The organism is Streptomyces sp. R33 (assembly GCF_041200175.1).
Lineage (GTDB): Bacteria > Actinomycetota > Actinomycetes > Streptomycetales > Streptomycetaceae > Streptomyces > Streptomyces katrae_B.
Genome location: NZ_CP165727.1, coordinates 976,767 through 995,880, shown reverse-complemented (window position 1 = coordinate 995,880; position 19,114 = coordinate 976,767). Strand labels below are relative to the sequence as shown.

General features: G+C 72.7%; 18 protein-coding genes. 13 read left to right on the top strand and 5 right to left on the bottom strand.

Annotated elements, in window-relative coordinates; translation table 11 throughout:
• The first annotated feature begins 49 nt into the window (after window positions 1-49).
• Window positions 50-730, top strand: a complete 681-nt coding sequence (locus AB5J51_RS05040; RefSeq protein ID WP_369776965.1) for a hemerythrin domain-containing protein — start codon at window positions 50-52, stop codon at window positions 728-730.
• Here the strand turns inward: AB5J51_RS05040 and AB5J51_RS05035 are convergent.
• Together AB5J51_RS05035 and AB5J51_RS05030 are read right to left on the bottom strand one after the other, a co-directional pair.
• Window positions 727-1,446 (bottom strand): beta-glucanase, encoded by a 720-nt coding sequence (locus AB5J51_RS05035; protein ID WP_369776964.1) that lies wholly within the window; start codon window positions 1,444-1,446, stop codon window positions 727-729. The two genes, AB5J51_RS05040 and AB5J51_RS05035, sit on opposite strands and share 4 nt — an antisense overlap.
• Before the next feature lie 73 nt (window positions 1,447-1,519).
• Window positions 1,520-1,924: a DUF5997 family protein gene (locus AB5J51_RS05030; RefSeq protein ID WP_053789193.1), complete on the bottom strand. Its 405-nt coding sequence runs from the start codon at window positions 1,922-1,924 to the stop codon at window positions 1,520-1,522.
• Window positions 1,925-1,982: 58 nt separating this feature from the next.
• Between AB5J51_RS05030 and AB5J51_RS05025 the strand changes: the two genes are divergently transcribed.
• Window positions 1,983-2,789 carry a LysR family substrate-binding domain-containing protein gene (locus AB5J51_RS05025; RefSeq protein ID WP_369776963.1) on the top strand — a complete coding sequence of 269 codons (807 nt, stop codon included), beginning with the start codon at window positions 1,983-1,985 and terminating at the stop codon, window positions 2,787-2,789.
• Between the two features lie 19 nt (window positions 2,790-2,808).
• Here AB5J51_RS05025 and AB5J51_RS05020 read toward each other — a convergent pair whose 3' ends face one another.
• From AB5J51_RS05020 to AB5J51_RS05010, 3 genes are all read right to left on the bottom strand, one after another.
• The gene (locus tag AB5J51_RS05020; protein WP_369776962.1) at window positions 2,809-3,549 is read right to left on the bottom strand and encodes a PP2C family serine/threonine-protein phosphatase; all 741 of its coding nucleotides are present in this window, start codon (window positions 3,547-3,549) and stop codon (window positions 2,809-2,811) included.
• A gap of 82 nt (window positions 3,550-3,631) precedes the next feature.
• Entirely contained in the window at window positions 3,632-4,765 is a 1,134-nt protein-coding gene (locus tag AB5J51_RS05015; protein ID WP_369780217.1) for a site-2 protease family protein, read from the bottom strand.
• A 125-nt stretch (window positions 4,766-4,890) separates the two neighbouring features.
• Window positions 4,891-5,250, bottom strand: a complete 360-nt coding sequence (locus AB5J51_RS05010) for a hypothetical protein (protein ID WP_369776961.1) — start codon at window positions 5,248-5,250, stop codon at window positions 4,891-4,893.
• Between the two features lie 318 nt (window positions 5,251-5,568).
• On the opposite strand from AB5J51_RS05010, the gene AB5J51_RS05005 reads away from it, so the two are divergent.
• The 11 genes from AB5J51_RS05005 (at window position 5,569) to AB5J51_RS04955 (ending at window position 18,923) form a co-directional block, all read left to right on the top strand.
• The gene (locus AB5J51_RS05005; protein WP_369776960.1) at window positions 5,569-7,695 is read left to right on the top strand and encodes a hypothetical protein; all 2,127 of its coding nucleotides are present in this window, start codon (window positions 5,569-5,571) and stop codon (window positions 7,693-7,695) included.
• 50 nt (window positions 7,696-7,745) lie between these two features.
• The gene (locus tag AB5J51_RS05000) at window positions 7,746-9,389 is read left to right on the top strand and encodes an ABC transporter substrate-binding protein (RefSeq protein ID WP_369776959.1); all 1,644 of its coding nucleotides are present in this window, start codon (window positions 7,746-7,748) and stop codon (window positions 9,387-9,389) included.
• Window positions 9,390-9,453: 64 nt separating this feature from the next.
• Entirely contained in the window at window positions 9,454-10,044 is a 591-nt protein-coding gene (locus AB5J51_RS04995; RefSeq protein WP_369776958.1) for an NIPSNAP family protein, read from the top strand.
• Between the two features lie 209 nt (window positions 10,045-10,253).
• The gene (locus tag AB5J51_RS04990) at window positions 10,254-12,023 is read left to right on the top strand and encodes an enoyl-CoA hydratase-related protein (protein ID WP_133895822.1); all 1,770 of its coding nucleotides are present in this window, start codon (window positions 10,254-10,256) and stop codon (window positions 12,021-12,023) included.
• A gap of 97 nt (window positions 12,024-12,120) precedes the next feature.
• Window positions 12,121-13,179 (top strand): hydrogenase expression protein HypE, encoded by a 1,059-nt coding sequence (locus AB5J51_RS04985; protein WP_136223944.1) that lies wholly within the window; start codon window positions 12,121-12,123, stop codon window positions 13,177-13,179.
• Between the two features lie 103 nt (window positions 13,180-13,282).
• On the top strand, window positions 13,283-15,067 hold the full coding sequence (locus AB5J51_RS04980; protein WP_053789202.1) for a nickel-dependent hydrogenase large subunit: 1,785 nt from the start codon (window positions 13,283-13,285) through the stop codon (window positions 15,065-15,067).
• Window positions 15,064-15,585, top strand: a complete 522-nt coding sequence (locus AB5J51_RS04975) for a hypothetical protein (RefSeq protein WP_369776957.1) — start codon at window positions 15,064-15,066, stop codon at window positions 15,583-15,585. Before AB5J51_RS04980 ends, AB5J51_RS04975 begins: the two co-directional genes overlap by 4 nt.
• A 77-nt stretch (window positions 15,586-15,662) precedes the next feature.
• On the top strand, window positions 15,663-16,280 hold the full coding sequence (locus AB5J51_RS04970) for a DUF5947 family protein (protein ID WP_369780216.1): 618 nt from the start codon (window positions 15,663-15,665) through the stop codon (window positions 16,278-16,280).
• Window positions 16,277-16,978: a DUF6084 family protein gene (locus AB5J51_RS04965; protein ID WP_369776956.1), complete on the top strand. Its 702-nt coding sequence runs from the start codon at window positions 16,277-16,279 to the stop codon at window positions 16,976-16,978. The genes AB5J51_RS04970 and AB5J51_RS04965 overlap by 4 nt, the downstream gene beginning before the upstream one ends.
• Complete coding sequence (locus AB5J51_RS04960) at window positions 16,975-18,396, top strand: hypothetical protein (protein ID WP_369776955.1); 1,422 nt, start codon at window positions 16,975-16,977, stop codon at window positions 18,394-18,396. Before AB5J51_RS04965 ends, AB5J51_RS04960 begins: the two co-directional genes overlap by 4 nt.
• Window positions 18,393-18,923 carry a hydrogenase maturation protease gene (locus tag AB5J51_RS04955; protein ID WP_369776954.1) on the top strand — a complete coding sequence of 177 codons (531 nt, stop codon included), beginning with the start codon at window positions 18,393-18,395 and terminating at the stop codon, window positions 18,921-18,923. Before AB5J51_RS04960 ends, AB5J51_RS04955 begins: the two co-directional genes overlap by 4 nt.
• Window positions 18,924-19,114 lie beyond the last annotated feature (191 nt).

Here is a 19,114-nt window from a genome sequence, read left to right as displayed (position 1 = left end):
GCCCCCACGCTGGAACCCGGTAATCCCACCAGGACGGGGGTCACGGGCGATGTCGACGTCGATGGAGAACCAGGGGAAACCGATCACCACGCACGACATGGTGGTGGTCCACCGGATGTTCCGGCGTGAGTTCCGGGAGGCGGCGGGCCGGGTGCGCGGGGTGCGCCACGGGAGCCGCGCGCAGGTCAGGCTGGTCGCCGACCGGGTGGCGCTGCTGCTGGACACCCTGCACCACCACCACGAGGTCGAGGCCCGGCTGCTGTGGCCCAAGCTGGCCGAACGCGCGCCCGGGCAAAGCGAGTTGTGGAAGCGCATGCGGGTCCAGCACGCCGACCTGGCGGCCCGCCTCGAACGGGCGGACGCCCTCCTCGGGCCGTGGACGGCCGGCGGGGCGAGCGCCCGGGGAGAGGAGCTGGCCGCCGCGCTCGAGCAGGTGTCGCAGGCCGTCGGGGAACACTTCGACCAGGAGGAACGCGAGGCGCTGCCGCTCGTCCCGGCAGTGGTGTCGCAGGCGGAGTGGGACGAGATCGGCGACGCGGCCAGCGCCGCCCTGCCCAAGAGCAGGCTCCTCACCGTCCTCGGGATGATCCTCAAGGACGCGGACCCGGGGGAGCAGATACTGATCATGGCGCACCTGCCGCTGGCGCCCCGGGTGATCTGGCGCGCGGTCGGGGAGCGCAACTTCCGACGGCTGGAAGAGCGCCTGGCGGCGGCGGTGGGGCACGGCTAGGAGCGGTAGACGCGGAGGTCGGAGACTTCGTACGACATCTCGGAGACGGCCGGGTCGGGGGCCGGGTGGTAGCGGCCCGCGCTCACCGACAGGTTCACGATGATGTACGCCCGCCAGCGCCGGCCCACCCCGCTGCGGTCGGCGTACGCGCGGGTGCCGTTGACCCACCACACGACCGAGTTCGCACCGAACTTGACCTTGAGGTCGACCCATGCGCCGGGCTGGACGGCGGCGTCGCGGAAGTAGTGCGATCCGCCGCCCCGGACGTGGTTGGAGAGTTCCAGCAGGTCCGGGTTGTCGGGGTGGTACTCGAAGACGTCGACCTCCTGGCCGCCGTCCCGCCAGGTCCAGATCGCGGGCCAGGCGCCGGCCGCCTCCGGCAATCGGACCCGGGCTTCCAGCACGTCCTCCGCGCGCAGCAGGAACCCCTCGTCGCTGCCCTCGGTGGTCAGCAGGCCGGTGTCCCAGTTGCCGTCCGGCCGCCGGGTGGCGCGGAAGGTCCCGCTGCGGCTGTAGGCGGGATCGTCGGTCAGATGATCGAGTTTGCTGTCGCCCGGATTGACCGGACCGCCGTCGGGATAGGCCCAGGACCGCCCGGCGACCCACCGGGACGTCGAGCCGAAGTCGGCCGAGAAGACGAGTGCGCCGGGGCGCCGGAACTTGGCGAGGAGTTGCGAGATCACCCCGCAGCTCTGCCCGCGGCGCGCCGTCCGCATTCCGGTGATCTCTACCCGATCGGCCCGGGACGGGGCACTTCGGGGCATCGGCGGCGCCCGCGGCGCACGCCGGTCAGGAGTCGGACCGCTGGGTCCGCTCTGCGCGCTCCGCGTGCTTCTCCTTGATGCGGACCGCTTCCTTGCGGACCTCGGCCTGGGTGGTGCGCTCCTTCTGGAGCCACTCCGGGTTCTCCTGCTTCAGCGCGTCGATCTGCTCCGTGGTGAGGGCCTCGGTGACCCCGCCGCGCGCGAGACCGGCGATCGAGACGCCGAGCTTGGCCGCGACCACCGGCCGGGGGTGCGGGCCGGACCGTCGCAGATCCTGCAGCCACTGGGGCGGCTCGGCCTGCAGCGCGTTCAGCTCGCTGCGGGTCACGACCCCCTCCTGGAACTCAGCGGGGGTGGCTTCGAGGTACACACCCAGCTTCTTCGCCGCGGTGGCGGGCTTCATGGTCTGGGTGGTCTTGTGCGACGTCATGGGGTCAAGAGTATCGAGCGTGTGCGCTACTTCTGACCACGGCCGGTAACCTGGCCGGGTGACAGGCTCGGAAGCATCTCCCTCGGCATCTCCTTCGTTCCGGCTGGCGTACGTCCCCGGGGTGACGCCCGGCAAGTGGGTGCGGATCTGGAACGAGCGCCTGCCCGACGTCCCGCTGACCCTCCTCCAGGTGTCCGCCGCCGAAGCCCCCGACATGCTGCGGGGCAGCGACGCCGACGCCGGGTTCGTGCGGCTGCCGATCGACCGGACGGGCCTGGCCGCCATCCCCCTCTACACCGAGAACACGGTCGTCGTGGTCCCGAAGGACCACATCGTGGCCGCCGTGGAGGAGGTGTCCACCGAGGACCTCGCCGACGAGATCGTGCTGCACCCCCTCGACGACACGCTGGACTGGGAGAGCCTGCCCGGGCGGCCCGCGCTCGATCGCCCCGCCACGACGGCGGACGCGATCGAGCTGGTGGCGGCCGGGATCGGCGTCCTCGTCGTCCCGCAGTCCCTCGCGCGGCTGCACCACCGCAAGGACCTCACGTACCGGACGGTCACGAACGCCCCCGAGTCCCGGGTCGCGCTGTCGTTCCCGGACGGCGAACCCACCGACCTGGTCGAGGAGTTCATCGGGATCGTGCGCGGCCGGACCGTCAACAGCACGCGCGGCCGCGGCGCCCCGACCCCGCCGCAGCCGAAGCAGCGCAAGCGCCCCGAAGCGGCCGGCGCAGGGCGCAAGCCCACGGCCGGCAAGTCGGGCGGCAAGAACCCGCGCGGCGCCTCCGGCGGGGCGAAGGGCGGGGCGAAGGGCGGCGCCAAGGGTGGCAAGGGCGGAAAGCCCCGCCGCACGGGTCGCTAGGGGACCTTGACGGCACCCCTCAGGCGCCGATCCTGACCAGCGCCAGCGTGATGTTGTCGGGGCCGCCGGCATCGATGGCGGCCTTCCACAGCTCGAACGCGGCCTTGCCGTCGTCGTGCACCCGCAGCAGCTCGTCGAGCTCCTCGGGCGCCACCGGGTCCGTCAGCCCGTCCGAGCACACCAGGTAGCGGGCTCCGGCGGACAGCGGCTCCGTCGAGACGTGCGGCGTGATCGCGCTGCGCCGGCGGGCGCCCCCGAGTGCCTGGGTCAGCAGCGACGTGGTGCGCTGCCCCGGCTCCAGGGGCGGATTGTCATCCACGCTCAGCTGCCGCAGCTCCTCCGCCGTGGCGTCGAACACCCTGCTGTCGCCGACGTTGAAGGAGATCAGCGAGTCCTCCAGTACGACGGCACCCGCGACCGTGGTGCCCATGGTGGCCAGCTGCGCATCGCTGTCGGCAGCCGCGTACACCGCCTGGTTGCACAGGACGAGCGCCTCGCGGACGGCTCCCTCGCTGTCCAAGGAGGGCCCGAGCATCGCGAGTTGGCGGGCTACCAGCGCGCTCGCCACCTCGCCGGCAGGCTGTCCGCCGATCCCGTCGGCGACCGCGACGACGAGCGGCGAGCCCGTCGGGAACACGAGCGTCTGCGGATTACGGGTCACACCGGCGCACAGCGTCCACGGCCCGACGACGAGGCTGTCCTCGTTGTGGTCCCGTACCAGCCCGGCATGGCTCAACGCGCTCACGGCTATGTACGTCATCGCACCCCCATTGTCACGCCGCACACCCGAAGCCGCGCTCGGAGCCGGACCGCCGCAGCCGCCGCCCCCGGCGGCCACCGCCTCACTCGGGCTCCCGGCGGCCGCGCAGCGTCTGCCGCTGCACGAGCCGGCTGATGTCCTTCGCGGTGACGATCCCCACCAGCCGGCCCCCGTCCACCACCAGGAGCGGCAGCCCGGTCCCCGGGCGCAGCCCGTCCAGGGCCTCGCCCAGCAGGTCGTCCGGGGCGGCGACGGCGCACTGCGCCAGCGGGGTCGCGACGTCCCGTACGCGCAGCGCGTCCCGCTGAGCGTCCTGGATCCGGGCCAGAGCGCGCAGGTGCACCACCCCGCTGGGCCGGCCGTCGAAATCGAGCAGCGGCAGTGCGGAATGCCGGGATTCCACGGCCACCTCGTCGACGAACTGCCGCACGCTCAGCCAGTCGGCCCCGGTCGTCACCGGGCTGGACATGGCATCGGCCACGCGCACGCCCCGCAGCCCCGTACGCAGCACGGCCTGCTGGCGCTCGGCGCCCGCGACGAACGCGACGAAGAGCCCGATGCAGACCAGCCACAGTCCGCTCGACGACCCGCGCAGGAAGGAGATCCAGCCCACGGCCGCCAGCAGCACGCCCATGACCTGTCCGCTGCGCGAGGCCGCCCGCTCCGCCCGCTCCCGGTCGCCCGTACGCCACCACAGCAGCGCCTGCAGCACCCGTCCGCCGTCGAGCGGCGCGGCCGGCAGCAGGTTGAAGACGCCGAGGAACAGGTTCGTCCAGCCGAGCCACACCAGGACGGCTGCGGGCACCGCCCAGCCGAGCAGGGTGTGCAGCCCGATCCCCGCGCCGAGTGCGGCGCCACCGAGCACAAGGCTCGTGAGCGGCCCGCTCACCGCCACCACGAAGGCCGCCGCGGCGGTCTGCGGCCGGCCCATCCTGGTCATCCCGCCCAGCGCCCACAGGGTGACGTCCTCGACGGAGATCTTCTTCCTGCGCGCGGTCGCGGCGTGCGCCGTCTCGTGCAGCAGCAGGCTGCCCATCAGCAGCAGCGCGCCCACGACACTGGCGACGGTGTACACGGCGTTCGAGCGCCCCGGAGTCCACACGGGCAGGGTCTGGCGGCCGAGGCCGTACGCGAACAGCACCACCAGCAGGGGCACGCTCCAGTGCATGCGCAGCGGCACACCGACAACACGTCCGATAGGGACCGAGCCGTTCATCTTCGTCTCCTGCCGGCCCGGCAGCGGGTCCACACACCCATTGTCACTCCGGGGGCGGCGGACCTGCGCCGGATGCCGCCCCGGCCCGCGGACGCGGTCGGCAGGGGGGCGGCACCCGGCGGGGCTCAGCCCTCCGTGGTGGCGGCCGGAGCGGCCAGGACCTCGTCGAGCTCCCACGCGTGCCGCTTGAACTCGCGCAGGAAGTCGGTGTGGTCCTCCCACTGGCGGGCGATCCCGCGCAGCACGTCCCAGTGGTGCTCCACCGACTGGTCGATGACCCGGCGCAGCGCCGGCTCGGCCTCCGCCCGCTTCTCGAGGAGCCCCTTGACCGCGGAGGCCTCCAGCACCGCGTTGCGCAGGGCGCGCAGGGCACGGGAGGTGTCGTCCATCGCGAAGCCGTGCTCGCTGCCGGTGGCCTCGCCGAACAGCGGGGTGAGCCGCGCCTCGATGAATGCGGTGATCCGCTCGAAGTGCTGCACGTCCATCGGGACTCCATCTCCTGCCGCGCACGGTGCGGCCCGGCACATCGGGTGTTGCATCTGCTTCCAGGCGTTCTGGCCCCGCCTGCGTGGACGCAGAATATCCGTTGAAGATCGACCGCATGATCCGCGCAGGGATCTGCGTGTGGTCCCCGGAATTCCGGGAAGGAGATCCGCGGCATTCACCGTCGCTCCGCGTCTTCCCGGTGTTACCTTCCGTTCCGTCGGCAGGTGCGTCGCATCTTTCGGTTGGGGGGCGGGGGAATGGTGAGCGCAACGGCGGAGCTCGGCCATGCGGAGGGGACCGACGCTTTTCTTCGGCACATGATCTGGCGGTACCCGGACCAGCGGCAGCCCGTGGTGGCGCTGCTCGGACCCCGGCAGTCGGGCAAGACCACGATGCTTCGCTCCCTGTCCCAGGGCTGCGGCTCCACGGTGGTCCACGCCCACCTCGACTTCCACGAGAACCCGCTCGACCCGGTGTCCGCCGCGGCCCTGGTGGCCTTCCAGATGATGCGCGGCTGGGACACGCTGCGCCGCAGCCCCGTCTTCCACCGGTTCGCCCTCGGCCTGCTGGCCCTCAACGAGAACCTCGAAGCGGACCGCTCCCGGGCCACGGACCAGATCAAAGGCCTGATCCAGCAGTACACGCGCAACACCCGCCGCGGCCGGTTCGCCACCCGGCTCGAGGAGGCCGTGGACGCCACGATGGACGTGGTGGTCACCGGAGCGCTCAGCCCGCTCGTCCAGGGGCAGGCGCGCGAAGTCGTCACCGCCGCACGGGAACGGGCCCGTCCGGTGATCGGATCGCTGCTGCAGAGCACCGCCCGCTGGGGCCTGCGCGACGCGCTGCGCTGGCACGTCGGCATCCCGGAGGCCGAGGCCGCGAGCTCCCTCGACGCGCTGATCAGGCTGAGTTCCGCGTCCCGGTCGGCTGCGGTCGGGCCGCTGCTGGCCGCGTTCCTCGCCGACGCCAAGGACCAGGCGGAACGGCACCCGGCGCTGCGCTCCTCGTGCTCGTGCGAGCTGCCGGAGGAGTACGCAGGCCGGGCCGCCCGGCACGACCACGCCTGGGTCCTCTTCGTGGACGGCGCCCAGACCCCGGCCGGCCGCCGGTTCCTCGCCGCACTCGTCGCGGCACGCATACGCAACGAGCAGAACGAGCCGGGCTCCGGGTCTGCCGCCGACCCGCTCGTCGTCCTCGCCGCCTGCGACCAGTGGCAGCCGGAATGGACCACCCGCTGGTGCGAGCCCTGGCGCACCTCCCCGCTGCCGGACACCCCGCAGCGCCGCGTCCCCCTCCTCAGTCGGGCCACCCGTACGGGCTGGACCCGGCAGGACGGGGCCGGCGCCGGCCCCGGCCCCGACCCCGCCTCGGCGGCCCACTACTGGTATCCCGTGTGGCTCGATCCGATGTCCGAGGAGCGGGTCTCGTACCTGACCGACGACGCTGCGCCGCTCGCCGCACCCGTTGCGGCGTCCGTCGTCCACGCCCTCACCGGCGGCCACTGGGGCGCCGCCATCGCCCTGCAGGAGCAGCGCGAGAGCGCGCCGCCGGACGCGGAGGCCGGCGTACCGGAGAGACCCCTGCCCGCCGCGGTCGACGCGAGCGGAAGACCGCTGTGGTCGCGGGCCCTGGAGACCAGCCTTCCCGAAGGGCTCGCCGCCCCCGAGCCGGGACGGACCAACCCGCCGCCCGTCGTCCTGGCGGCCGCCTACCTCGCCGACATGCGCACCGCCGACGACCCCCGCGTACCGCCGGACATAGCCGACCTGCCCCGCAGCCTCGAGCTGTTACGCCGCCACCTGTGGGTCAGCACCTTCTTCCACCGCCCGTCCCGGATCCGGGAGGTCGGCTGGGGCGAGGCGGACAGACCCCCCGTCCTGCATCCCTGGCTGAGCCGCTGCGCGCTCACCGCCCTCTCCGCCGCCACCCCGGCCGGCGCCCCCGGCGCCGCAGCGGAAGGGGGGCATCCCGCCGACCCGTGGCACGACGTGTTCACCCGCCAGGCCCGGGCCCTGGCCGCCCTCGCCGCCACCCACAACGGCGGCCCGGGCTTCGCACGCGAGGAACAGCAGCTCTTCTACGACCTGGCCCTGGGCAAGTTCGCCCCCGTGGCCGAGGCGCTGGCCGACCGGTTCGACCGGGACCACCGCGCATGGGTGCGCTTGCTCGACTACCTGGCTTCGGCGCCGTGCCGCCTGGTCCACGAGCAGTCCGCCCAGGAGTCGTACGCACTCCTCCTCGCCGGGATCGAGCAGAGCGGCCGGGACGTCGTGGCGGTCGCCACGGCCAAGCTCCTGGCGCTGCTGTGGCTGTACAACGATCCGCTCACCGAGCGCAGCCGGCGCTGGGACGCCCAGATCGAAGAGGGCTTCGAACGGCTCTCGCACAACTCCCGTCTGCTCGACGTCAGCGCCCTCCAGCAGGCGGGCGCGCTGTTCGCCTGACCCTCCGCGCCACGCCGTCGGCGTGGCCGGGCGCACCGCAAGGAGTCCACATGCCCGCAGGTGTACGCAACCCACGGCTCGGTCGGCTGCGCCGCCATCCCGTGCTCTCGCTGACGGCCGCCCTCCTGCTCCTGGCCGGTGCCGTGCTCGGCGGCACGTGGGGCTACGGCGTGCTGTTCCCGCCCGCGCTGTCGTGCGGTCCCGGAATGACCGCCGCCGGCACGCCGTTGGCCTGCGTCGGCGTGAACCTGGACAGCAGGCCCTTCACGAAGGGCGAACCCGCGCGCATGGGCAAGCTGGAGGACACGATCCGCGCCGCCAACGAGGCGGTGCAGGGGAACTCCACCAGCGTGGTGCTGATGCTGAACCTCTCGCCCATCGATGACGTGGACACGCTGACCTACGAATCGCTCTACCACAACATCGAGGGCGCCATGGCCGCCGTCTGGCGTGCCAACAACACGGCCGCGTACGGCAGTACACCAGGCGTCAAGCTGTACCTGGCCAACATGGGCAGTCAGTACGGGTCCTGGCAGCAGGCGGTCGCCAGCGTCAAGAAGAACGCCGCGGCCGAGCACATCTCGGCGGTCGTCGGCCTGGGCCAGAGCACCGAGCAGACCCGCCAGGCGGCCGCGGCCATTTCCGCCCAGCTGCACATCCCCGTCATCGGGTCCACGGTGACCGGCAACTCGATGAACCTGGACCCCGCGGACCCGGCCGGCAAGCGGACCATCCCCGACATGTTCCGGGTCTCGCCCACCAACTCCGACTCCGTGATCGCGGCCAACCAGTACGTGTCCGGGTTGCGCCCGGCCGTGACCTCGCTCGCCGTGGTGGCGGACAGCGTCGCCGACGACGACTACACGGCCACGCTGGCGGCGGAGGCCAAGACCCGCTTCCAGGCGCCGGACCGCACGGTGACGGTGCTCCCGTACACCTCGCCCCGGAGCCTCCCGAGCGGCGCCGGCCGCCAGGACTACCTGATCCAGCAGTTCAACCTGATGCACGCCAACCTGTGCCAGGCCGCACCGTCCGTCGTGTACTTCGCCGGACGCGGCCGCGACCTCGGGGCGTTCGTGCAGAACTGGGTGCAGGGCGCGCCCTGCGGCATCCCGCAGCTGCGCATCCTGGTCGGGGACGACGCCTCGGCGGCCATCCGCGACGACGCGGTGCTCAAGGGCCTCGCCTCCGGCCGGGTCACGGTGACGTACACCGCCCTGGCCAGTCCGGACGAATGGGGCACCGAATGCCCCGGATCGGACGCCAAGCGCAACTACGACCAGTTCTGGTCCGCGTTCACCGGCCGGCCCGACCCGTGCACGAAGCAGCCCCTGGCCACCCTGTCCGGAGCGGCACCCCTGGCCTTCGACCCCGCGGATCTCGCCAGCGGCCAGGCGATGCTCTCGCACGACGCCGCCGTCGCCGCGATCAGCGCGGCCCGGCACGACGAGGCCGGCGTGAAGAACCCGGGGCTGGAGACCGGCATCCTCCACCAGTTCTACTGCGCGCAGATGCTCCCGGGGGCGAGCGGCTGGCTCTCGTTCGGCGCCGACGGCAACCCGGTCGGCAAGCCGGCCCCCATCGTCCAGCTCAACGCGGACGGGACGACGAAGACGGTCACCCTCACCTGGCCGAGCTCCGCCCCCAACCTGAGTCTGCCGCAGCGCGGCGGCACGGGGGCTCCGGGCTGCTGACGCCGGCGACCGCGGACCGGTCCACTGACAGGAGGTGTCAGCGGACCGGTCCTAGTCTGCGGCGATGATCGTCGAACTCAGGCAGTACACCTTGCACCCCGGTGCCCGGGACACCCTGATCGCACTCTTCGAGCGGGAGTTCGTCACCGGGCAGGAAGCGGCGGGCGTCACCGTCGGCGGACGCTTCCGGGACCTCGACGACCCGGACCGCTTCGTCTGGCTGCGCGCCTTCCCGGACATGGGGCGGCGGGAGCGCTCGCTGCGCGCCTTCTACGAGGGCCCCGTCTGGCAGGAGCACCGCGACCGGGCCAACGCGACCATGGCCGACTCGGACGACGTCCTCCTGCTGCGCGGTCCGGGGTTCGCCGCCCGGGCCGGCGCCGGCCCGGTCACGGTGACCATCTGCCACCCCGCAGACCCGTCCTTCGAGGGCCACTTCGAGCGGAGCCTGCGTCCCCGGCTGGCCGCCGCCGGCTCCCCTCCGACGGCGGTCCACCGCACGGAACACGCCCCGAACACCTTCCCCGCCCTGCCCGTACGCACCGGCGAGGACGTGCTGCTCTGGTTCACGGCCGGGGAGGCGCCGCTCCTCCCGGACCTCTCCGCACACCTGACGCGTCCGCCTCAGCACCTGAGGCTCGCGCCGGTCGGCTGATCCGGGCCACCTGCTCAAGGGGAGAGCCGGGCCACTTGCTCCAGTCCCCGCGTACGTCGCGTATCCACCAGGTGGCGGCCCGCGCGCCCCCTTCCGGGTGACACCCCCCGTACGTCGAGCCGGCGTGCGCACGCCGGTGGTCAACGATCTCCAGCGGTCGTACGTGTTGCGGCCGCAGATCGCCGGGGGCCGGAAGCTTGGGAGATCACGTGCACATCCTGCTCGCCGCCAGCGCGTTCAACAGTCTCACTCAGCGTGTCCACGCTGAACTGAGGGACCGCGGGCACAGTGTGGCGGTCGAGCTCGCCCTGCCCGGCGTCTCCCTCGCCGAGGCCGTCGAGCGCCACCGGCCGGACCTCGTGCTCGCGCCGATGCTCAAGACGGCCATCCCCCGCGAGGTGTGGTCCGCCCACACCTGCCTGATCGTCCACCCCGGACCCGTCGGGGACCGCGGACCCTCCTCGCTGGACTGGGCCGTCACCGAGGGCGCGACCCGCTGGGGCGTCACCGTCCTGCAGGCCGCCGAGGAGATGGACGCGGGCGACGTCTGGGCCACCGCGGACTGCCCGCTGCCGCCCGTCGGCAAGAGCGACGCGTACCGCGGCGAGATCGCCGACGCCGCCCTGTCCGCCGTACTGACGGCCGTCGACCGCTTCGCCTCGGGCACCCACGTGCCGCAGCGGCAGGAATCGGGCCGCGCCCGGCCCTACCTGCGCCAGGAACTGCGCCGGATCGACTGGCACCACGACTCCACGGAGAGCGTCGTGCGCGCGCTGCGCGCCGCCGACTCCCAGCCCGGCGTACTCGACGAACTGCTCGGCGGCCAGTGGTTCCTGCACGGCGGACACCCCGAGGACCAGCTGCGGGGCCGTCCCGGCGAGCTGCTCGCCACCCGGGCGGGCGCCATCTGCCGGGCGACCGTCGACGCAGCGGTGTGGATCCCCGAGCTCCGCGCCCGGCGCACGGCGGCCGAGCCGGCTCCCGTCAAACTCCCCGCCACCCTGGCCCTCGGCGACCGGCTGCCACCGCTCCCCGAGCTCCCCGCGCCTCCGTACGCCGAAGAGGGCCCGCGCACCTGGTCCGACATCGGCTACCGGGAGCAGGGCGGAGCCGGCTTCCTCACGTTCGCCTTCCCCGGCGGCGCGATGAGCACCTCGCAGTGCCGGCGCCTGCTCGCCGCCTACCGGGAGGCCTGCACCCGCCCCGTCTCCGTCCTCGTCCTCGGCGGCGGCCGTGACTTCTTCTCCAACGGCATCCACCTCGGCGTCATCGAGGCGGCTGCCGACCCCGCCGAGGAGTCCTGGGCCAACATCAACGCCATGGACGACCTGGTCGAGGCCGTCCTCACCACCACCGACCGGTTCGTCGTGGCCGCCCTCGGCGGCAACGCGGCGGCCGGCGGGGCCATGCTCGCGCTCGCCGCCGACGAGGTCTGGTGCCGTACCGGCGTGGTGCTGAACCCGCACTACCGGCTGATGGGCCTGCACGGATCCGAGTACTGGACCTACACGCTGCCCCGCCGGACCGGGACCGGCGTCGCCGACCGCCTCACCGCCGACGCCCTGCCCCTCAGCGCCGAAGCCGCCCGGCGGCTCGGGCTGGTCGACCGTACGATCGACTGCGGCCCGCAGGCCTTCGCGGACGAGACCGCCCGGCTCGCCGTCCGGGTGGCGGACTCGCCCGCCATCCGGTCCCGGATCGCCGGCAAGAAGGCCCGCCGCGACGCCGACGAGAGCGTCCGGCCGCTCGCCGCCTACCGCGAGGCAGAACTCGCGCGGATGCGGGAGACCTTCTTCGACCCGCAGGCCCCGTACCACGCCCTGCGCCGTGCCTTCGTGCGCAAGGAGCTCCCCGACCGCACCCCGGCCCACCTGGAGCGGACCGTGCCCGGACGGCGGACCGCGCCGCTGCCCTCCCGGCGGCCCGCAGTCACTGGACCGGCCGAACAAGACAGGGCACCCGGCTCGGCCGGCTGCTAGCAAGAAGGGTGAGGCCGGCGCGGTGCACCCGCCCGTCCGCCGTCCCCGTCCCCGCCCCACCCACCTTCCCCGCATCCCTCCCCAAGGAGCGATCCTCATGGATGCAGCAACGCCGAGCACGGCAGTAGAGGACCCCACGATCCACATCCTCTGGATCAACGCCGGACTGAGCTGCGACGGCGACTCGGTGTCCCTGACGGCAGCGATGCAGCCCAGCATCGAAGAGATCGTCATGGGCGTCCTGCCGGGCCTGCCCAAGATCGCCGTGCACTGGCCGCTGATCGACTTCGAATGCGGACCGGTCGGCGGCGCCGACACGTTCATCGAATGGTTCTTCAAGGGGGAGCGCGGGGAGATCGACCCCTTCGTGCTCGTCGTCGAAGGCTCGATCCCCAACGAGAAGATCAAACCCGAGGGCTACTGGTGCGGCTTCGGCGACGACCCGGAGACCGGCCAGCCCATCACCACCAGCGAGTGGATCGACCGCCTCGCGCCCAAGGCCCTCGCCGTGGTCGCGATCGGCACCTGCGCCACGTACGGCGGCATCCACGCGATGGAGGGCAACCCCACCGGCGCCATGGGCGTGCCTGACTACCTCGGCTGGGACTGGACCTCGAAGGCCGGCATCCCGATCGTGTGCGTCCCGGGCTGCCCGATCCAGCCGGACAACTTCTCGGAGACCCTCACCTACCTGCTCTACCAGGCAGCCGGCTCCGCCCCGATGATCCCGCTGGACGACAAGCTGCGTCCGACCTGGCTGTTCGGCGCCACCGTGCACGAGGGCTGCGACCGGGCCGGCTACTACGAGCAGGGCGAGTTCGCCCACACCTACGACTCGCCCAAGTGCCTGGTCAAACTCGGCTGCTGGGGCCCCGTCGTCAAGTGCAACGTCCCCAAGCGCGGCTGGATGAACGGCATCGGCGGCTGTCCCAACGTCGGCGGCATCTGCATCGCCTGCACCATGCCGGGCTTCCCCGACAAGTTCATGCCGTTCATGGACGAGCCTCCCGGCGCGAAGGTGTCCGCCACCGCCAGCGGGGTCTACGGCACGGTGATCCGCAAGCTCAGGGCGATCACCGAGCACACCGTGGACCAGGAGCCGAAGTGGCGCCACCCGGGGCGCCAGCTGACCACCGGCTACCGCAAGCCCTGGTGACCCGGCCGCCCGCAGCTCCGCGTCCGCACCACGTCCGCCCCACCACCGCTCCGCTTCCAAGAACCTCCAGCTCCCGTCTCCAAGAAGGGTCACGGCAGACAAGATGACACCGAAGACGAAGGCGGCCGGCGACGGCAGCGGCCTGGTGGAGATGGCCTGGGATCCGATCACCCGGATCGTGGGCAGTCTCGGCATCCACACGAAGATCGACTTCAAGCAGAAGAAGGTCGCGGAGTGCTACAGCACCTCGTCGGTCTTCCGCGGCTACAGCGTCTTCATGCGCGGCAAGGACCCCCGCGACGCGCACTTCATCACCAGCCGCATCTGCGGCATCTGCGGCGACAACCACGCCACCTGTTCCGTCTACACGCAGAACATGGCGTACGGAGTGAAGCCGCCCCACCTCGCCGAGTGGATCATCAACCTGGGCGAGTCGGCGGAGTACATGTTCGACCACAACATCTTCCAGGAGAACCTGGTCGGGGTCGACTACTGCGAGAAGATGGTCCGCGAGACCAACCCGGGGGTCCTCGAACTCGCCGAACGCACCGAGGCCCCTCACGCCGGGGACCACGGCTACCGCACCATCGCCGACATCATGCGCTCGCTCAACCCCATCGAGGGCGAGTTCTACCGCGAGGCCCTCCAGGTCAGCCGCTACACGCGCGAGATGTTCTGCCTGATGGAGGGCCGCCACGTGCACCCCTCCACCCTCTACCCGGGCGGCGTCGGCACCATCGCCTCCGTCCAGCTCTTCACGGACTACATGAGCCGCCTCATGAGGTACGTGGAGTTCATGAAGCGGGTCGTCCCGCTCCACGACGACCTCTTCGACTTCTTCTACGAGGCCCTGCCCGGGTACGAGGAGGTCGGCCGCCGGCGCGTCCTGCTGGGCTGCTGGGGCGCGCTCAACGATCCCGAGTACTGCGACTTCACGTACGCCAACATGACCGACTGGGGACGGAAGATGTTCGTCACCCCCGGTGTGGTCGTGGACGGCAAACTCGTCACCAACGACCTCACCGAGATCAACCTCGGCATCCGCATCCTGCTGGGCAGCTCGTACTACGACGACTGGGCGGGCCAGGAGAAGTTCGTCACGCACGACCCGCTCGGCAACCCCGTCGACGCCCGCCACCCGTGGAACCAGCACACCATCCCCGCCCCGCAGAAGCGCAACTTCGACGACAAGTACAGCTGGGTGATGTCCCCGCGCTGGTTCGACGGCAAGGACCACCTCGCCCTCGACACCGGCGGCGGCCCGATCGCCCGCCTGTGGTCCACCGCCCTCTCCGGGCTCGTCGACATCGGCTACGTCAAGGCCACCGGCAACAGCGTCGTCATCAACCTGCCGCGCACGATGACCAAGCCCGAGACGCGCTTCGAGTGGAAGATCCCGAAGTGGAGCAACGCGCTGGAGCGCAACCGCGCCCGCACGTACTTCCAGGCGTACGCGGCCGCCGTAGCACTGCACTGCGCCGAGCAGGGACTCAAGGAGGTGCGCGCCGGACGCACCCAGACCTGGGAGAAGTTCGAGGTCCCGGACGAGTCCATCGGAGTCGGGTTCACCGAGGCCGTCCGCGGCGTGCTCTCGCACCACATGGTGATCCGCGACGGCAAGATCGCCAACTACCACCCGTACCCGCCGACCCCGTGGAACGCCAGCACCCGCGACACCTTCGGCACCCCCGGACCGTACGAGGACGCCGTCCAGAACACCCCGATCTTCGAGGAGAACTCCCCGGAGAACTTCAAGGGCATCGACATCATGCGCGCCGTGCGCAGCTTCGACCCGTGCCTGCCCTGCGGCGTGCACATGTACGTCGGCGGTGGCAAGACGGTGAAGCAGATGCACGTGCCCACCGGCCTGAGCGGACTGGGCGGATGAGCGGGGCTGCGACCGACGCCCGCGAGGCGGGCCGGCGGGTGGACGAGGTCCTCGACCGGCTGGCCGCCGGCGGTGACCGCGAGGCCTGCGCCGCCGCCGAGGAACTGGTGCGCGTGCTCATGGACTTCTACGGGGCCGGGCTCGCCCGGATCGTGGAGCGGCTCGGCGTGGAGCGCCTCGGCGGGCTGCTGGACGACGAGCTCGTCGCGAGCCTGCTGGCCCTGCACGACCTGCACCCCGAGGACGTCCACACCCGGATCGCCCGCGCCCTGGACTCCGTACGGGACCCCGTGTCGCTGGCCGGCTTCGACGAGGCCACCGGCGTCCTGCGCCTGCGGTCCGCGCCGGGCGGCGGCTGCGGCTGCGGGTCCGCCGGCGACGCGGTGCCGCAGGGCGTCGAGGACGCCCTGGCCTGCTTCGCGCCCGAGGTGACCGCGGTGGAACTGGAACCGGCCGGGGTGCCGCTGCCCCTGCTCCAGATCGGCACCCGCCCGCAGGCCCCGGCACGGGCCCGGTGAGCGCGCGGCACCCCTGGGCACCGGCGGAGCCGCGCACGGGCTCCGCCGGTCCGGCCGGGCTGCGCGGCCCGCGCGGCCTGCGCCGGTTCACCGGGCCCCGGCCGCCCCGGCCCGAGCGCTGCGAGCTGTGCGGGGTGGCCGTGCCCGAGGACGGCCACCGCCACCTGGTGGAGACCGAGAAGCGGGCGCTGGTCTGCGCCTGCACCGCGTGCGCCCTCCTGTTCGACCGGCCCGGCGCCGCCACCGGTCGCTTCCGCGCCGTCCCCGACCGCTACCTCACCGACCCGGAGCACCGGCTCGAGGAGGGCGCCTGGGAGCAGCTGCAGATCCCGGTCGGCGTCGCCTTCTTCTTCCGCAACGCCGCCCTCGACCGGCTGGTCGCGCTCTACCCGAGCCCGGCCGGAGCCACCGAGAGCGAACTGGACCCGGCCACCTGGCAGCACGTACTCGGCGGCGGGGCACTCGCCTCGCTGCTCGAACCCGACGTGGAGGCGCTGCTGCTGCGCCGGGCCGAGGGCCGCACCGAGTGCTACCTCGTGCCCATCGACATCTGCTACGAACTGGTGGGGCGGATGCGGCTGCTGTGGCAGGGCTTCGACGGCGGGGCCGAGGCCCGCGCCGCGCTGAACGCCTTCTTCGCACAGGTGGAGCGCCGGGCCAAGGTCCCCGCCGCGGCGGGGGAGGGGCGGGCATGAGCGACTTCACCTTCGCCTGCACCGGGGTGCGCGCCGACCCGTACGCGGCCGGCCCCACCCTCGTGTTCCGGCTGCGCATCACCACCGCCGCCGACCAGCGCGTCCACGCCCTCGCGCTGCGCTGCCAGATCCGCATCGAGCCGGCGCGGCGCAGCTACGGCACCGGCGAGGCCGCAGCCCTCCACGACCTGTTCGGCGAGCGGGCCCGGTGGGGAACCACCCTGCAGCCCCTCCAGTTCGCGCAGGTCGCGGTGATGGTCCCCAGCTTCACCGGGGAGACCGAGACCGACATCGTCGTACCGTGCACGTACGACATGGACATCGCCGCCGGCCGCTACCTCAGCGCTCTGGAGGACGGCGAGGCACCCCTGCTGATGCTGTTCTCCGGCACGGCCTTCACCGGCGCGGGGGGCTTCCAGGTCGAGCCCGTCCCCTGGGACCGCGAAGCCCCGTTCCGGATGCCCGCCGAGGTGTGGCGGGAGATGGTCGAGCAGCACTTCCCGGGCTGCGGCTGGCTGCGGTTGCCCCGCGACACGATGGCCGACCTGCTCGCCTACCGCTCCCGGCACGCACTCGCCTCCTGGGAGGCGACCGTACGGTCCCTGCTCGACGCGGCGCCGGCGGCAGAGCCGCCGTCCCCGGACCCCGCCTGGGCCGGCGCGGTACTGCCGCGGGCCGCCGAGAGGACGGCGCCATGACCACGACGGCCCTGCCCGAATCCCGGTTCGCCGTAGCACGCCAAGTGGCCGACGCGGTCCTCTTTGAAGGCTACGTGCTCTACCCGTACCGGGCCTCGGCGGCGAAGAACCGGCTGCGCTGGCAGTTCGGCGTACTGGTCCCGCCCGCGTGGGGGCCCGCGCACGACGAGCACTCCTTCCAGCGCACCGAGCTGGTGATGGAGCCGCGCGGTGCGGCGACCCTCGCCGTCGAGCTGCGCTTCCTGCACGCGCAGCGGCGTACGGTCGAAGAGGCCCGCGCGGACGGCTCGTTCGCGGCCGTCCCCGAACTGCACCTGCCCGACCGGGTCCTGGTCCCCTGGGACGAGGGAACCGAGGAACGGGTCGAGATGACCGTCCCCGTCGCCGAGCTGGAGGAGGCCGAGGTCTCCCTGCCCTTCGTCCGGCCCGCGCGCGAGGAGAGCGAACCCGTCCTCGGCGCCGACGGCCAGGTGGTGGGCCGGCTGGTCCGGCGCACCGAGCGGGCCGACGGCGTGCTGCGGCTGCGCGCCGAGCAACTGGACGTCCCGTACCGGGCGTTCAAGCTCACGGTGGTGGTCGAGAACACGAGCGACTGGACACCGGGCGCCGACGCCGCCGACCGCGACGCCGCCCTGCCGCGCTCTCTCGTCGCGGCCCACCTCCTGCTGGGCCTCAGCGCCGGATCCTTCCTCTCGATGACCGACCCGCCCGAGTGGGCCAAGCCCGCCGTCGCGGCCTGCGCCAACCTGCACACCTGGCCCGTGCTCGCCGGCGAACCGGGCAGCGCCGACGTGGTCCTCTCCTCGCCGATCATCCTCGAGGACCACCCCGGCATCGCCCCCGAGAGCATCGGGGCCATGTACGACGCCACCGAGATCGACGAGATCCTCGCCCTGCGCACGGCGGCCCTGACCGACCAGGAGAAGCGGGAGGCCCGCGGGACCGACGCCCGGGCGGCCGCCGTGATCGACCTGGCCGAGACCATGCCCCCGGAGGTGCTGGAACGCCTGCACGGAGCCGTCCGGGCGCTGCGGGAGATCACCGACCCCGGTGCGCCCACCCCCGAGTCGTTCCCCGAACTCTTCGACGAGGACGCCGTGTTCAGGCCGGACACCCCCTGGTGGGACCCGGCGCACGCCGACCCCGCCGACCCGGCCCGCGACCGGATCCTGATCGACGGCACCTCGGTGGGCCCCGGCAGCAGGGTCCTCCTGCGCCCGGGCCTGCGGCGCACCGACGCCCAGGACCTGTTCCTCCAGGGCGCCGCCGCCCAGGTCGAGGCCGTCCTCCACGACGTCGACGGCGGAGTGCACCTCGCCGTCACGGTCGAAGGGGATCCCGGCGCCGACATCCGCCGCGAGCAGGGCCGGTTCCTGTACTTCCAGCCCGACGAGGTCGCCCCCCTGGAGGACGCGTGAGCGGCCGCATCCTGATCGCCGGCATCGGCAACGTCTTCCTCGGCGACGACGGCTTCGGCGTCGAGACCGTCCGGAGGCTGGCCGAGCCCGGGTGCGGGCTGCCGGAGCACGTCGAGGTGGTGGACATCGGCGTACGCGGGGTCCACCTCGCCTACCAACTCCTCGACGGCTACGACACGCTCGTCCTGGTGGACGCCACCGCGCGCGGCGGAGCCCCCGGCACCCTGTACCTGATCGAGGCCGCCGAAGCCGGCTCCATCGCCCCGCAGGGCCCCGTACTCGACGGGCACCAGATGTCGCCCGACGCGGTGCTGGCCCTGCTGGAGACACTGTGCGCCGGAACCGGCGGGACACCGCCCCGGCGGATCTGGGTCGTCGGCTGCGAACCCGCCTGCCTGGACGAGGGCATCGGGCTGAGCGCCCCGGTGGCCGCAGCCGTCCCGGAGGCCGTACGGATGGTCCTGGACCTGGTCCGCCGACCGGACCAGGAACTGCTCGACGAAGAGCGCAACGCCACCGCCAACTGAGGAGAACCCCATGAAGAAGGCCATCATCGGCGGCGCGGCCGCCGCCGCCCTCGCCGCCGCACTGTGCGTGGTGCTCCCCGACGTCCAGCGCTACCTGAGGATCCGCCGCATGTGACCCGTGATCGCAGATCCCTGATGTGCGACCGCCCCGGCGCCCGAACGGCGTACGGGGCGTCGGCGCGTCGGCGTGC

What these genes read in the sequence shown, in the direction of transcription:
- AB5J51_RS05040 (WP_369776965.1), top strand. Translation starts at nt 50, where the DNA reads ATGTCGACGTCGATGGAGAACCAGGGGAAACCGATCACCACGCACGAC.
- AB5J51_RS05035 (WP_369776964.1), bottom strand. Translation starts at nt 1,446, where the DNA reads ATGCGGACGGCGCGCCGCGGGCAGAGCTGCGGGGTGATCTCGCAACTC.
- AB5J51_RS05030 (WP_053789193.1), bottom strand. Translation starts at nt 1,924, where the DNA reads ATGACGTCGCACAAGACCACCCAGACCATGAAGCCCGCCACCGCGGCG.
- AB5J51_RS05020 (WP_369776962.1), bottom strand. Translation starts at nt 3,549, where the DNA reads ATGACGTACATAGCCGTGAGCGCGTTGAGCCATGCCGGGCTGGTACGG.
- AB5J51_RS05015 (WP_369780217.1), bottom strand. Translation starts at nt 4,765, where the DNA reads ATGAACGGCTCGGTCCCTATCGGACGTGTTGTCGGTGTGCCGCTGCGC.
- AB5J51_RS05010 (WP_369776961.1), bottom strand. Translation starts at nt 5,250, where the DNA reads ATGGACGTGCAGCACTTCGAGCGGATCACCGCATTCATCGAGGCGCGG.
- AB5J51_RS05005 (WP_369776960.1), top strand. Translation starts at nt 5,569, where the DNA reads ATGATCTGGCGGTACCCGGACCAGCGGCAGCCCGTGGTGGCGCTGCTC.
- AB5J51_RS05000 (WP_369776959.1), top strand. Translation starts at nt 7,746, where the DNA reads ATGCCCGCAGGTGTACGCAACCCACGGCTCGGTCGGCTGCGCCGCCAT.
- AB5J51_RS04995 (WP_369776958.1), top strand. Translation starts at nt 9,454, where the DNA reads ATGATCGTCGAACTCAGGCAGTACACCTTGCACCCCGGTGCCCGGGAC.
- AB5J51_RS04985 (WP_136223944.1), top strand. Translation starts at nt 12,121, where the DNA reads ATGGATGCAGCAACGCCGAGCACGGCAGTAGAGGACCCCACGATCCAC.
- AB5J51_RS04980 (WP_053789202.1), top strand. Translation starts at nt 13,283, where the DNA reads ATGACACCGAAGACGAAGGCGGCCGGCGACGGCAGCGGCCTGGTGGAG.
- AB5J51_RS04975 (WP_369776957.1), top strand. Translation starts at nt 15,064, where the DNA reads ATGAGCGGGGCTGCGACCGACGCCCGCGAGGCGGGCCGGCGGGTGGAC.
- AB5J51_RS04965 (WP_369776956.1), top strand. Translation starts at nt 16,277, where the DNA reads ATGAGCGACTTCACCTTCGCCTGCACCGGGGTGCGCGCCGACCCGTAC.
- AB5J51_RS04960 (WP_369776955.1), top strand. Translation starts at nt 16,975, where the DNA reads ATGACCACGACGGCCCTGCCCGAATCCCGGTTCGCCGTAGCACGCCAA.